This window comes from Ruegeria pomeroyi DSS-3, from assembly GCF_000011965.2.
GTDB lineage: Bacteria > Pseudomonadota > Alphaproteobacteria > Rhodobacterales > Rhodobacteraceae > Ruegeria_B > Ruegeria_B pomeroyi.
In genome coordinates this window covers 2597361-2611276 of record NC_003911.12, presented here as the reverse complement: position 1 = coordinate 2611276, position 13916 = coordinate 2597361, and the positions used below count along the sequence as shown (strand labels likewise).

Below are 13916 nucleotides of genomic sequence, written 5' to 3'. Positions count from 1 at the left end.
CTATTCCTCGGTGATGATGGCGTCGGCGCGCAGCTGTTCCACCAGGCTTTCGGCCAGGGTCTGCAGGCGCTGCTGGGTCAGGGCGTTGGCCACATCCTCGCGCGAGGCATCGCCGCCCAGATCGCGGGTGCGGGTGCACATCATCAGGAACAACAGGGTCTGGCCATTGTTGCGGGTCAGCGCCAGCGAGGTTTCGCCCGGGTCCAGCTTGGCCAGTTCCAGCGCGATATCCTGCGGGATCTCCGCGGGTTTGGCGCTGATCCGCTCCAGCACCTCGGCCGGCTGGCCCTTGGCCACGCCATAGAGGTCGTCGCAGGTATCGACGCGCTGGCGCAGCTCGGTTGCGGCCTTCAGCGTCTCGGGGCTGCGCCCGCCCGCCATGCGATAGGCGGCATAGTCGATCGCGGCATAGCGCGGCGTGCCCACGGCGGCCTCGCGCAGGCCGCGCATCTGGAACAGCGCCACCGCATTGGGCAGGGTGATCGGGTCGGAGATCTCGCCCGGCTCAAGCTCGAGGATCACCGGTTGCAGCGCCGGGGGCAGTTGTGCCAGCGGGATCCAGGGCATGCGGCCGCCATTCTCGCGCGTTTCGGCTGCCGAGACCTGGATCGCGGCGCTGGAGAAGGCCTCGTAACTGGTCAGCGCGGCGATCTGTTGGGCCACCTCGTCGACCTGATCCACGGTCTGCGGGGTGATCGGGATGATGATCTCGGAGAGCAGCACCTGCAAGCCACCGCCGCCGCCCAGACCCAGCGCGCGGTCGATCTCGTCCGGGGTGGGGCGGGCGCGGGCCAGGAAACGGGCGCTGACATAGTCGCGCCAGGCCATCTGCTTGCTGACGAAATCGCGCACCGTTTCGGCCGAGACCCCCTCGTTGGCCAGAGCCGCCAGGAACTCGTCCGTGGACAGCCGCGCGCGGGCGGCGAAATCGTCGATGCCCAGCTGCACGTCCTCGGGGGCGACCTCGATGCCGGCCTCTTCGACCGCCTGCATCTTGAGCGCTTCCTCGATCAGGGAGCGGCGGGCGTCTTTCTGCGGATCGCCGGGGATGCGCAGCACCTCCATCAGGCGGATGCGCTGTTCCAGCTCGAAATGGGTGATCACGCCCTGATTGACGCGGATCGCCGGGCTGAACAGGCTTTGCGCCGCAACGGGGCCACCGGCCAGCGTCAGGGTCAGCGCGGCGGCGCCCATCATACGGGCCAGGCATCGGGACAGGGTGGTCAGGTTTTGCTGCATGATCGCCTGTATTCTTTGTTTGCGCTTTCCACGGCAAAGCCGCTCAGGGCAATGGTAAATCCGAAATCGGTCGAAGGCTCAACACTTGTCGAAGAGGTGTAGCGGCGATTGACCGAAATGTTAACCGTGACACATTCGTTTTGGTAGGCAAATCCGATGCCGGCACGGGTGGCACGCGAATCCTCGATATCGTAGCGGATATTGGCAGAGGCGGTCCAATAGGGGTTCACCTTGTAGCTGCCGTCGAACCAGAACTCGGACACCGCCAGCGCCCGGTTCTCGGCCAGGTCCCGGCCCAGCCACAGATAGCTGCCGCTGACACTGGTGCGGTCATCGGTCCAGCTGCCGCGCACCTCGACCTTGGAAAAGTTGAGCGAGCCGTCAAGCAGCCCGCGCGCGGTCAGGCCCAGACCCTGGGGCAGGGTGATCTGGCCAGCCAGCAGCAGGTCCGAGGCGGTGCCGCCCAGGCCCGAGGATTTCGAGAAGCGCGGGTCCGAGGTGCTGCGGAACACCTGGCCGATGGTGGCAAAGGCCTGCCAGCCCGAGGTCGAGAAACGCGCCCAGTTCAGACCGAATACCGCGCGCTTGCCTTCCTCGCGCTGATCGTTGGCGGGAAAACGCGAGAGTGCTAGCAGGTTGCCCTGATCGAACTCGACAAAATTGCTCTCGCCATTGGGGAGTGGCGCGCCGGACACATCGCTCCAGCCCAGTTGTGCAATGGGTTCCAGGTAATGGGTGCCGGTTGCTCCGCGATAGACCATCGGATAGCGCAGGGTCAGCGCAGCGCGCGGGGCGCTGCGCAGGGTGCCGCTGGCATAGTTGGTATCGTCCCAGACCCGGTAATCGTCGACCGCAACGCCCATGCGCCAATCGGCGCGCAGCCCGCTGGCAAAGGTCCAGCTGCGCAGCCATTCCGCATCCAGCGTCGCCCGCGCGATATCGCGCCCGACAACATTGGCCGAGGATTGGCGCTGATGCGCATGGCCGTCAAAGGCCAGACGCACCTCGCCGCCAAGGCCGGTCGGGAAATACCGTTTCTCGGCATTGATGTCGAAGATCTCCGTGGGGATCTCTGCCTCGATCTCGCTGTCGCGCAGGGTCTCGTAGTGGATCAGCCCGATGCGAAAGGCGCTGTCGCGGCGGAACCGTTCGATCGAGACTTCGCTGCGCAGCCGGTCGTATTCGGGCAGGCCGTAATCGGCCAGATAGCCGTTGTCCGAGACGGTCTGTACCCCAAGCTTCAGCTTGTAATCGTCGCGCAGGTCGAACTGGCCGGTGGCAAAGACATAGCCGCGATCCTCGCCCCGGATCAGGTCGTCGCGGGTATAGGCGCCTTCGATCTCGATCCGGCCACGGGCAAAGGCCTGCCGATAGCGCAGGTTCAGTGTCTTGGTCTTGGACGAGACATAGGGGGTAAGCGTCAGGTCGCGGTGATCGCCGAGGCGAAAGAAATACGGCACCTTGACCCCGGTGCCCAGCTGCGAGGTGGTGCGGATCGACGGGATCAGGAAACCGGTGGCGCGTTTCAGGTTCGGGTCGGGCAGGCGCATGGCCGGAAAGTAGAAGACCGGCACATCCAGCACCCGGAACTGCGCGCCCTCGAAATAGAGCTGCTGTTCGAGCTGGTCGTGAATCACCTTCTGCGCCCGGATCTGCCAGAGCGGAGGCTTGCCGTTCTCGCAGACGTGGCACGAGGTGACCGAGGTCTTGTACAGCTGGGTATAGCGCCCACCGACCCGCGTCATCTGCAGCGCGGCCAGTTGCAGCTGCTGGTCGAACACCATCCGCGCGCCCGTCAGCAGGCCGTTCTGCAGGTTCTTGTCCAGCTCGGCGGCATCCGCCAGCACCGTGATCTGACCGCCCTGGTCGATGCGGATCGGGCCCTCGATGTTCAGCTGCCCCGATTGCCGGTCAAAGGTGATTTTGCGCGCGCGCAGGCGGATATCGCCCTGGAACGCCTCGACATTGCCTTCGGCGATCAGCTGCCGTTCGGGGGTGATGAAGACGCTGTCGGCCACAAGAACGGCGGGCTGCGCCTCGGTCTGTTCGGCCGGGGTGGCGGGCAGGGTCTGGGCCGCGGCCGCTCCGGCCAGATGCAGACAGGCCACGCCGGACAGCAGGGTCGAAAGCAGCGCCCGCATCAGCCATCCTCCGCATGCAGCAAGAGGCCAAAGGTCAGCATGATCGCGGCCACCGGCGGTGCCCAGGCGGCCAGGGCCACCGGAATCTGCCCGTTTTCGCCAAGGATCTGCGCGAAATTGCGGGTGAAGTAGAGGGTAAAGCCCAGCAACACCGCCGACAGCACCGCCAGACCGGTGCCGCCGAACCGCGTATGGCGCATGGTAAAGGCCGCCCCTACCAGCACCATCGAGACCAGGAACAGGGGCCGGGCCAGCTCGACCTGCAGCCAGACCTTGTGCCGCTTGGTCGAGAAGCCGGCCTGTTGCAGCTGTTCGATGGTCTGGGGCAGGTCATAGATCGACACGGTCTCGCGCCGCCCCAGGCTGTCGCGGATACGCTCTTGCGTCAGCGAAGTGGGCATCTCGATGCGGTCGTGATACACGGCGTTGGCCTCGGGGTTCTGCCCGACCTTGAGCGGCCAGACCTTGGCCTTTTGTAACAACCACTTGCCGTCTTGCAACTGGGCGCTTTCGGCGATCGTGCGCCGCTGGGCGCTACCGTCGGGCGCATAGCTCAGGATGGTCACGTCAAACAGCGTCACCCCGTCGCCGCCAAATCCGGTGGCATGGATCACCGATTGGCCCCCGGCATCGCCCTGACGCAGCCACAAGCCCTCGTCGCTGAGCGACAGGACCGAGGGGCCGCCATTACGATACGTGTCCGCAAGTGTCTGATATCGCACGGCAGTCGCGGCCACGATCGGGTTCAGCGTGGTCACCGCCAAGAGCCCGATCACCAGCGCGACCAGCACCGGGCCCACCAGCGCGCGGATGCCCGAACGGCCGATGGCACGGGTCACCACCAGTTCGGAACTGCGCGCCAGCCCGACGAAAAGGACGATGGTCGACAGGATCATGAGGAGCGGCAGGATCTCGCTGATCGCGGCGGGCGCGTTCAGCAGGGTCAGCCCGACAAGCTGGCCCATGCTCACCTCGAACCCCTCGAACCGGCGGAGCTGTTCGATCAGGTCGATCAGCAGCACCAGCCCCAGAAACACCAGCCCGATCACCAGAAAGCTCTGGATGAAGCGGCGGGCGAAATAACGGTCCAGAATCATGCGGCGCCCCGGCAGTCATGGGCAGGCACGGTGGGAATCGGCCGTGTCGCGCCAAGGCGCGCACAACGCGGCAACAGCGGCACTCTGCCGGTTCGTGACACTGCGATCCCCCCGGAACGGTCAGTCGAATGGGCCGGACCTTAATGCAATTGATCGGCGGGGAAAACTGCTATCTGGCCAAGATGCGGTGGGCAGGCTACCTCTAGGCGGACAGATGTTGAGGAGAGACCGAATGACCAGCCCCACCCCGATCCGTTTCGAGATGCCCGACCTGGACGCGATGGCCGCCGCGACCGGACGCGTCGCGGTGATCGTGCCGCCCGAGGGCAAGCTCGATCCGGGTGCCCGCCGTGCCAACCGGCTGACGCGCGGGGCGCTGGCGCGGCTGGTGGAAAGCGACCGGTTCGCCAAGCTGAAGCCGGGGCAGGTGGTGTCTTTGGCCTGGCCTGCCGGGATGGCCGCCGAGGCGCTGGACGTGCTGGTGCTGCCGCGCCGCGCCGATGCGCTGACCGCCCGCAAGGGCGGCGCCGCGCTGGCCAAGCTGGCGGGCGGCAAGCCGCTGTTGCTGATGGCGGGCGGGCAGGTGCGCGCAGAGCAGCTGGCGCTGGGCATCGCCCTGCGCGCCTATGACTTCACCGCCCATAAATCCAAGCCCGAGGAAGAGGCCGCCGAGGCCACCGACGCCAGCGTCACCATCGCCCATAACAAGGCCGAGGAGATTGCTGCGGCCTATGCGCCTCTGGCGGCGCTGGCCGAGGGCGTGCACATGACCCGCGATCTGGTCAACGAACCGGCCAATGTGCTGACCACCACGGAATTCGCCAACCGCCTCAAGGAGATGGAGGCGCTGGGGCTTGAGGTCGAGGTGCTGGAGGAGGACAAGCTTGAAGAGCTGGGCATGCGCACGCTGCTCTGCGTCGGGCAGGGGTCCGACAGCCCCTCGAAAGTGGTCGTGATGCATTGGAAGGGCGGCGACAAGGATGCCGCCCCGCTGGCGCTGGTGGGCAAGGGCGTGGTGTTCGACACTGGTGGTATCTCGTTGAAACCCGCCGCCGGGATGGAAGACATGACCATGGACATGGGCGGCGCCGGTGTGGTTGCGGGCACCATGCGCGCGCTCGCCCTGCGCAAGGCCAAGGCCAATGTGGTGGGCCTGGTCGGTCTGGTCGAAAACATGCCCTCGGGCCGGGCCACCCGCCCGGGGGATGTGGTGAAGTCCATGAAGGGCGACACGGTCGAGATCATCAACACCGATGCCGAGGGGCGGCTCGTTCTGTGCGACGTGATGTGGTACGCGCAGGAGCGGTTCAAACCCACGGGCATGATCGACCTTGCCACCCTGACCGGCGCCATCATCATCGGGCTGGGGCATGAGAATGCGGGCGTGTTCTCGAATGACGATACACTGTGCAACGCCTTCCTGAAATCGGCGGGCGACGAAGGCGAAGGCGCCTGGCGGATGCCGCTGGGCAAGGCCTATGACGACATGTTGAAATCGCGCATCGCGGATATGAAGAACGTGGGCGGGCGCCCGGCGGGGTCGATCACCGCGGCCCAGTTCCTGGCCCGCTTCGTGCAAGAGGGTACGCCCTGGATCCATCTCGACATCGCCGGGGTCGCCTCGGTCACCGCCGAGACCGACATGGCGCCCAAGGGCGCGACCGGCTGGGGTGTGCTGGCGCTGAACCGTCTGGTGGACCGGCTGGCGGAGTGATCCGATGGGGGCCGCCTATTTCTATCACCTGACCCGCAACCCTCTGGAGGCGACGCTGCCGGTGCTATTGACCAAGGCACTGGGCGCGGGCTGGCGGGTGGCGGTGCGGGGGAGTGATCCGGGGCGGCTTGTCTGGCTGGACGAAAAGCTGTGGCTGGGGCCCGATGACGGGTTCCTGCCGCATGGGCTGGCGGGGGGCGCCCATGACGCCGACCAGCCGGTGCTGCTGACCACCGGCGCGGATGCGCCCAATGGCGCGCGCTGCGTGATGAGCGTCGACGGCGCCGCCGTCACGCCCGAAGAGGTGGCGGCGCTGGAACGGGTCTGCATCCTGTTCGACGGAACCGATCCGGCCGCGGTCGAGGCCGCGCGTGGCCAGTGGCGGGCGCTGACGGCGGCGGGCTGCGCGGCGCAATACTGGTCCGAGGAATCGGGCCGCTGGGAGAAGAAGGCCGAGGCGGGCGGCTGAGCGCGCCGGGCCGCCTGTTGCGGTTTTTCGTTGATATCTGCGGGGATCTGGCCGATAGGGGCAGGGTCGTGCCCGTCGCGGCCCAAAGCGCCCAGTGCAGGTTGTGACACTGGCCCGCCGGTACGCACGCAGTCCATTGTCATGGCCCAAACGCCCCGCCGGGGCCTGAACCGTTGACAGGGCCAGATGACACAGACCCCCGTTTCCCGCGACGCGGCAACCGCCTCCGCGCCGGTCCGCCTGATCAAGCTTGTGGTGCTGATCCTGCTGGGGCCGCTCTATTTCCTGGTCATCGCCTTTGTGCCGCTGCTTTGTGCGCGGCGGCGCGGGTTTCGCGGCTGGTACTGGCGGCTGGTCAAGCGCGCCTGTTCGCGGCTGTTGTGGCTGCTGGGCATCCGGGTCGAGATCACCGAGGCCGAGCGCGCCGCGCTGGCGCAGGATCGCGACAGCATCATCGTGATCAACCACCGCAGCCATCTGGACGGGTTTGCGCTGATGGATGCGGTGCCGGACGCGAAATGGTTCACCTTTGCCGCCAAGAAAGAGCTGTGCCGCCATCCGCTGCTGCGCACGGGTTTCACCGGTGCCGGGCTGGTCGAGATCGACCGCAAGAACGGCAGTCTGGCGATGGAGACGCTGAGCGCGGCGGTGCGCGAGATGCCGGCGCGCCGCTCGGTGGTACTGTTCCCCGAGGGCACCCGCACCGGCGGCGAGACGCTGGGCCCGTTCAAGGCGGGCGCAGTGCTGGCGGCGCGCGCCAGCGGCCGCACCATTCGGCCCATCGTCATCCACGACTCGGATCGGTTGCTGCCACGGGGTCGGGTTCTGCCGCAAGGCGGGGCAATCCGGGTCGAGGTGCTGGCCCCCTTCGTTTGCGACCCCGCCGCGCCCGTCGATGCGGATGTGGCACGGCTGCGCGCGGCGATGCTAGCGGCCTTTGATCGGGACTGACGCGGGGCCTCAGCCCGCCAGCTGCCGCATCAGCCGCCCCGGCGCGTCGGGCAGGGTCAGCCCGGCCTGCGAGGCCATATGCCAGGCTAGCGCCAGGTTTGAACTGACCACAGGCAGGCCCAGTTCGGTTTCGATCTCGTCGATCACATCCAGCGTGCGCAGGTTGGTGCAGCTCAGGAACAGCCCGTCCAGACCGCCGCGCCGGCCCAGCTCCAGCGCCGCTGCCCGGATCGAGGCCGGGTCGATCCGCGCCACCCGCGCCTCGCTCGCCTCGCCGAAGCTGAGCGTTTCGGGTGTCTCGACCCCTGCGGCACCCAGCGCCTGGCGCACCGGTTCGGCGACCGAGGCCACATAGGGTGACACGATGCCCAGCCGGGTGATGCCCAACGCGCGCAGGGCGGCGCGCGCCGCCGTCAGCGGATCGGTGCTGGCCTGTGTGTCGCAGGCGCCCCGGATCAGCTCCGCCACCCGGTCCGGCCCGATCATGGTCGCGCCCGAGGTGCAGGCATAGCCCACCGTCGAGAAGGCCACCGAGGGCGGCAGCAGGCTGGCCGAGTGCGGCAGGTCGCGTTCCATCTGGCGCAGGGTCTCGGGCGTCACATCCGCGCCCGAGGGGATGCGGGTGACATAAAGCGCCTGATCGGGGGCCGCGAAGAGGCGCTGGAAATCCTGCTCTACCGTCTCGTCGGCCTGCAAAACGATCAGCCCAAGGGTGGCGGCGCAGCCGATGGGCGCGGTGAGGTCATAGGGAAAATGGCTCATACGGGTGGCTCCGGTCAGGGCAGGGTGGCGTCAGAATGCACATGAATGGCGCGTCCGGGCAGCGCCGGATGCGTCACGCAAGCGCCTGCCCGCGACCGTTCAGCGCGCCAGCACCAATGTTCCGCCCGCGATCTCGATACTGCGGAAGCGTTGCAAGTAGTCCATGCCGAGAAGCGATTCACTCATCTCGCCCTCGTTCACCCAGGCGGTGACGCCCTGGTCGGTGAACCCGCCCAGCTGCACCCGGCCCAGTTTCACCGGCGCGGTGCGCACCTCGCCATTGGCGGTATAGGCGCGCCCGAAGTAGTTGAGCGCGGATGTGTCGATGCCCAACCGTTCGGCATCCGCATGGCTCAGCACCACCTGACTGGCGCCGGTATCGACCAGAAAACGCAGCGGTTTGTCCTCGATAATGAGGGTGGCATAGTAATGGCCATCCGGGCTGCGCGGGATTTCGACCCGGTTTTCGCTGACCGAGATGCGCGGCGTGCCGGCGACGGTGCTGCGAATATCGCCCCACAGGCCCACCACCGCAATCACGCCCACGAAGATGAACACCCAGGCCAGCGCCATTTGCAGCGTTTTGCCCAGGCTGGCGCGGTTGTGGCTGATGAACCAGAACACAAGCGCCGCGCCAAGCAGCGACAGATAGATCAGGTGGGCGGTGTTGTCTGCGTCCATGGGCGGCCTTTCCTGTCGGGTCCTTACCGATATGGGGTGTCAGCTGGCAAAGCCAAAGGCCCTGAGCCCGTCGAGGATGAACTGCACCGCCAGCGCCGCCAGCAGCATGCCCAAGAGGCGGGTCACCACGTTCAGCCCGGTCTTGCCCAGAAGCCGCCCCAACAGACCCGAGATCAGGTAGAGGAACAGCACCACCGCCAGCACCGCCAGCATGACCGCAATCACCGTGGCCAGCCCCTCGGCGCCCGGATGCTGGCCTGCCAGCAGGATCATGGTGGCGATCGAGCCGGGACCGGCGATCAACGGTATGCCCAGCGGAAACACCGAGGGGTCGGCGTGTTCCTCGGCCTCGGCCCGGTCCTCGCGCCGCTTGGTGCGCCGCTCGAACAGCATGTCGAGCGCGGTGAGGAACAAGAGCACGCCGCCCGCGACCCGAAAGGCGGGCATCGAGATGCCGACAAAACCCAGCACCGCCTCGCCAAAGGCCGCGAACATCGCCAGGATCCCCGCCGCCGTCAGGCAGGCGCGCAGCGCGATGGCGCGTTTGGTGCGGCTGTCCATACCCTGGGTCAGCGCCATGAAGATCGGCGTCTGGCCCGGCGGGTCGATCACCACGAAAAGCGTGGTGAATGCGGTGATCAGAAAGGCGGTGTCGATCATGTCCCCTCCGTCTGCTCGGTTGCGCTCAGGTCGAACCGCTTGCCAACGGCGCCGTCAAGTTCGCGCCAGGTCTGAAAGCCCAGAGCGGAGTAATAGGGAAGGCCCTGCGCGTTGTCCGCGCCGATGGTGGCGTCGATATGGGCCAGCCCGGCGCGCCGCGCTGCGGCCAGTGTTTCGGTAAACAGCGCCCGCCCGATGCCCCGGCGGCCGGCATCACCCGCGACGTAGGTGCCGATGATGCCCCAGCCGGCGGGCAAGTCGTAAACATTCCCGGCGCGTGCGAGTTTCAGCGACTGAAAACCGAGGATGCGTTCACCCTCGCAGGCCACGGCACAGCTCAGCCGGTCGGGATCGTCGATGTAGCGGGTCAGGACCGTCTCCGCATCACCGCTGCGCGCGCTGTTCCAGCCGGTCAGGATGGGGTGCAACACCGCGCTCATTGCGGCTGCATCGGCCGGGCCTGCCTGACGGACGATCATGTCGCCTGCACCGCGTCGAGCTTCTCCTGCGCCTCCATCCACAGGGTCTCGGCCCGCTCCATCGCGTCCTTCAGTTCCGCATATTTGCGGTTCCAGACCTCAAGATCAGAGACCTTGTCATCGGCATAAAGCGCGGGATCGGCCAGTTTGGCGGCCAGTTTGTCGTGCATCTCGCTCAGCTTCTCGACCCGCTCCTCGCATTTGCGCAGCTCGGCCCGCAGCGCCAGCACCGTGTCGCGGCTGGCGCGTTTGGGCTTGGCCTCTGCCGGTTTGGGGGATTCCGGCTTGTCGCGCGCCAGAAGGAAGTCGCGATAGGCCTCAAGATCGCCCTCGAAGGGTTTTACCGACCCGTCCGAAACCAGCCACAGCCGGTCGGCGACAAGGGTCAGCAGGTGCATGTCGTGGCTGACCAGGATCACCGCGCCGGTATAATCGGTCAGCGCCTCGACCAGCGCTTCGCGGCTTTCGATATCAAGGTGGTTGGTCGGCTCGTCGAGGATCAGCATATGGGGCGCGTCAAGGGTGGCGATCAGCAGGCTGAGGCGCGCCTTTTGCCCGCCCGAGAGCCGCCCCACCGCGGTTTCCGCCTGCTCGGCGCCAAGGCCAAAGCCCGCCAGCCGCGCCCGCCACTTGGCGGGCGTCTCGCCCGGGCGCAGACGGCGCAGGTGGTCGAGCGGGGTTTCGTCCACATACAGCTCGTCGACCTGATGCTGGGCGAAATAGCCGATCCTGAGCTTGGGCGAGCGGGTCATCCGGCCCGCCATCAGCGGCAGCCGGTCCGAGAGCAGTTTCGACAGGGTGGATTTGCCCTGACCGTTCTTGCCCAACAGCGCGATCCGGTCGTCCTGGTCGATGCGCAGGTTCAGCCGTTTCAGGACCTCGGTCTGCCCATATCCTGTCACCCCGCCTTCGAGATGGATGATCGGCGGCGACATCTCCTCCGGTTTGGGAAAGGTGAAGGCGCGCAATGCGGCCTCTTGGGGGCTGCTGATCGGCTGCATCCGGGCCAGCGCCTTGAGGCGGGATTGCGCCTGTTTGGCCTTGTCCGCCTTGTAGCGGAAGCGGTCGACATAAGATTGCAGATGCGCGCGGCGCGCCTCCTGCTTCTTGGCCATCGCCTGGGCCTGGGCCAGGTTTTCGGCGCGCTGGCGGGCGAACTGTTCATAGGGCCCCTGATAGAGGGTCAGCTTGCGGTCCTCCAGATGCAGGATCGCGCCCACGGCGCGGTTCAACAACCCGCGGTCGTGGCTGATGATGATCACCGTATGGGGGTATTTCGCCAGATAGCTTTCTAGCCACAGCGCCCCTTCGAGGTCGAGATAGTTGGTCGGTTCATCGAGCAGCAGCAGGTCGGGCTGGGAAAACAGCACCGCCGCCAGCGCCACCCGCATCCGCCAGCCGCCCGAGAAATCGGAGCAGGGTTTGAGCTGTTCGTCATCGTCGAACCCCAGCCCCTTGAGGATCGAAGCGGCGCGCGCCGGCGCGCTCCAGGCGTCGATATCGGCCAGCCGGGTCTGCACTTCGGCAATGCGGATCGGGTCGGTGGCGGTTTCCGCCTCGGCCATCAGCGCGGCGCGCTCGGTATCTGCGGCCAGCACCGTGTCGATCAGCGACACGTCCGAGGCGGGCGCCTCTTGTGCGACGCCGCCGATGCGGGCGCGGCGGGGCAGGGCGATGGTGCCGGTTTCCAGCGCCAGCTCGCCCCGGATCAGCCGGAACAGCGTGGTTTTGCCGGTGCCGTTGCGGCCCACCAGGCCGACCTTGTGGCCATCGGGAATGACGGCGCTGGCACCGTCGAACAGCGGCCGGCCCTCGACCGCGTAAGTGATGTTTTCGATCCTCAACATGGGCGCGCTCATAACAGACAGGTGAGGGGGCCGCCAGCGGCTTGGGATGGTCAGGCGCACGCGACCGTGATAGCGCGGATTTACCGTCCAAACCGCCGGACCCGCTCATGCGCCACGCATCCAACCCGCCGCATCTGATCACGCTTGTTCTGCTCACCGCGCTTTCGGTGCTGACGTTGAACATGTTTCTGCCGTCGCTTGCGCACATGGGGCAGGATTTCGAGGTTGATTATGGGCTGATCAACCTTGCGATTGCCGGTTACCTCGGCGTTTCGGCGATCCTGCAACTGATCATCGGCCCGCTGTCGGACCGGTTCGGCCGCAGGCCCGTCCTGCTGATCGCCATGGCGATCTTTCTGGTCGCGTCGATCGGCTGCGTGCTGGCTGGGTCGATCTGGGTCTTTCTGGGCTTTCGTTTGTTGCAGGCGGCTGTGGTGGCCGGTCCGATCTCTTCCAGCGCCTCCATCCGCGATCAGTACCCGCCCAACGAGGCGGCAAGCAAACTGGGGTATGTCGCCATGGCGATGGCGCTGGCCCCCATGCTTGGCCCCATGCTGGGGGGCGCGTTGGATATGCTGTTCGGCTGGCGCGCGGGGTTTGTGCTCTATTCGATCCTGGGCGCGGTGATGCTTGCGCTGCTTTGGGTCGATTTTGGCGAGACCAATACCGAGCGGTCCGTAACCTTCAAGGCGCAATGGCAGCAATATCCGCATCTCTTTCGGTCGCGCCGGTTCTGGGGCTACGCGCTTTGCGCTTCCTTTTCGATCGGCGGATTCTACGCGTTCATAACGGGTGCACCCCTGGTGGCGGCCGCCTGGTTCGATCTGAGTCCGGCCCTGTTGGGATTGGGGATCGGCATCATCACGGGCGGTTTCATGGTAGGCAACTTTGTCACCGGTCGCATTGCGGCGCGCACCCGGCTTACGACGATGATCCTCCTGGGGCGGATCATTGCGTCAACTGGCCCGGCAATAGGGCTGATCCTGTTCCTGACGGGTGCGGGTTCGGTCTGGGTGTTCTTCGGGTCGGCGGTGTTGGTCGGCTTTGGCAACGGCCTGACCAACGCAAATGCCGTGGCGGGCCTGATGTCGGTCCGGCCCCGGCTGGCCGCCAGCGCCGCAGGGTTGTCCGGGGCGCTGACGGTTGCATTGGGGGCAGTCCTGACCACGGTTACGGGGATCGTCGTATCGGCCGAGAATGCCCCCTTTGCCGTATTGGGGTTGATGTCCGGGTCAAGTTTCCTGGGTCTTCTGGCGGTACTCTATGTGCGCTGGGTCGACCTGCGCGAGCCTTTGCCCGACACCTGACCCGGCAATCCGGTCTCAGGCCCGGGATTTGCCATCATGGCACTTTCCTTGCGTGCCCCATCGTGCTAGGCGGCGCGCGATACATTCGGCGCGAGAGGCGCGCCGCCAGATTCAAGGAGAGCCCCGATGGCACTGGAACGTACCTTCTCGATCATCAAGCCCGATGCAACCCGCCGCAACCTGACCGGCAAGATCAACGCCAAGTTCGAGGAAGCCGGCCTGCGCATCGTGGCGCAGAAGCGCATCCACATGACCAAGGAACAGGCCGGCGTTTTCTACGGAGTGCATGCCGAGCGCCCGTTCTATGACGAACTGTGCGAATTCATGTCCTCGGCCCCGGTCGTGGTGCAGGTGCTGGAAGGCGAGAACGCCATTGCCAAGAACCGCGAAGTGATGGGCGCCACCAACCCCGCCGACGCGGCACCCGGCACCATCCGCGCCGAGTTTGCCGAGTCGGTCGGCGAAAACTCGGTCCACGGTTCGGACGCGCCGGAAACCGCTGCAGTCGAGATCGCCTATTTCTTCTCGGGCATCGAACTGGTCGGCTAACCGCCACCGGGTTTTCGACC

The 13916-nt window shown here is 66.4% G+C and carries 13 protein-coding genes; 5 read left to right on the top strand and 8 right to left on the bottom strand.

What is annotated here, in order from left to right; all coding sequences use genetic code 11:
* From SPO_RS12475 to lptG, 3 genes are read right to left on the bottom strand one after another with little or no spacing between them, the layout of a single operon-like run.
* Positions 1-1239, bottom strand: coding sequence for a peptidylprolyl isomerase (locus SPO_RS12475; protein ID WP_011048165.1), 1239 nt, complete (start codon positions 1237-1239; stop codon positions 1-3).
* A complete protein-coding gene (locus tag SPO_RS12470) occupies positions 1224-3380 on the bottom strand; it encodes an LPS-assembly protein LptD (RefSeq protein ID WP_011048164.1) in 2157 nt (718 codons plus the stop codon). Before SPO_RS12470 ends, SPO_RS12475 begins: the two co-directional genes overlap by 16 nt.
* Positions 3380-4477, bottom strand: coding sequence for an LPS export ABC transporter permease LptG (gene lptG, locus SPO_RS12465; protein ID WP_011048163.1), 1098 nt, complete (start codon positions 4475-4477; stop codon positions 3380-3382). Before lptG ends, SPO_RS12470 begins: the two co-directional genes overlap by 1 nt.
* 232 nt (positions 4478-4709) lie before the next feature.
* On the opposite strand from lptG, the gene SPO_RS12460 reads away from it, so the two are divergent.
* The 3 genes from SPO_RS12460 to SPO_RS12450 all read left to right on the top strand — a co-directional run bounded on the left by SPO_RS12460 (position 4710) and on the right by SPO_RS12450 (position 7611).
* On the top strand, positions 4710-6191 hold the full coding sequence (locus tag SPO_RS12460; RefSeq protein WP_011048162.1) for a leucyl aminopeptidase: 1482 nt from the start codon (positions 4710-4712) through the stop codon (positions 6189-6191).
* Positions 6192-6195: 4 nt separating this feature from the next.
* A complete protein-coding gene (locus SPO_RS12455; protein ID WP_011048161.1) occupies positions 6196-6660 on the top strand; it encodes a DNA polymerase III subunit chi in 465 nt (154 codons plus the stop codon).
* Between the two features lie 186 nt (positions 6661-6846).
* Entirely contained in the window at positions 6847-7611 is a 765-nt protein-coding gene (locus tag SPO_RS12450; protein ID WP_011048160.1) for a lysophospholipid acyltransferase family protein, read from the top strand.
* 9 nt (positions 7612-7620) lie between these two features.
* On the opposite strand, the gene SPO_RS12445 is transcribed toward SPO_RS12450, so the two are convergent.
* The 5 genes from SPO_RS12445 to SPO_RS12425 form a co-directional block, all read right to left on the bottom strand.
* Complete coding sequence (locus tag SPO_RS12445; protein WP_011048159.1) at positions 7621-8373, bottom strand: maleate cis-trans isomerase family protein; 753 nt, start codon at positions 8371-8373, stop codon at positions 7621-7623.
* Between the two features lie 99 nt (positions 8374-8472).
* Complete coding sequence (locus SPO_RS12440) at positions 8473-9054, bottom strand: retropepsin-like aspartic protease family protein (protein WP_011048158.1); 582 nt, start codon at positions 9052-9054, stop codon at positions 8473-8475.
* A 39-nt stretch (positions 9055-9093) separates the two neighbouring features.
* Entirely contained in the window at positions 9094-9714 is a 621-nt protein-coding gene (locus SPO_RS12435; protein ID WP_011048157.1) for a MarC family protein, read from the bottom strand.
* On the bottom strand, positions 9711-10193 hold the full coding sequence (locus SPO_RS12430; protein WP_044028419.1) for a GNAT family N-acetyltransferase: 483 nt from the start codon (positions 10191-10193) through the stop codon (positions 9711-9713). Before SPO_RS12430 ends, SPO_RS12435 begins: the two co-directional genes overlap by 4 nt.
* Complete coding sequence (locus SPO_RS12425; protein ID WP_011048155.1) at positions 10190-12040, bottom strand: ABC-F family ATP-binding cassette domain-containing protein; 1851 nt, start codon at positions 12038-12040, stop codon at positions 10190-10192. Before SPO_RS12425 ends, SPO_RS12430 begins: the two co-directional genes overlap by 4 nt.
* A gap of 107 nt (positions 12041-12147) precedes the next feature.
* Between SPO_RS12425 and SPO_RS12420 the strand changes: the two genes are divergently transcribed.
* Complete coding sequence (locus SPO_RS12420; RefSeq protein ID WP_044028417.1) at positions 12148-13347, top strand: Bcr/CflA family efflux MFS transporter; 1200 nt, start codon at positions 12148-12150, stop codon at positions 13345-13347.
* A gap of 126 nt (positions 13348-13473) precedes the next feature.
* A complete protein-coding gene (gene ndk, locus SPO_RS12415; RefSeq protein WP_011048153.1) occupies positions 13474-13896 on the top strand; it encodes a nucleoside-diphosphate kinase in 423 nt (140 codons plus the stop codon).
* The last annotated feature ends 20 nt before the right edge of the window (positions 13897-13916 follow it).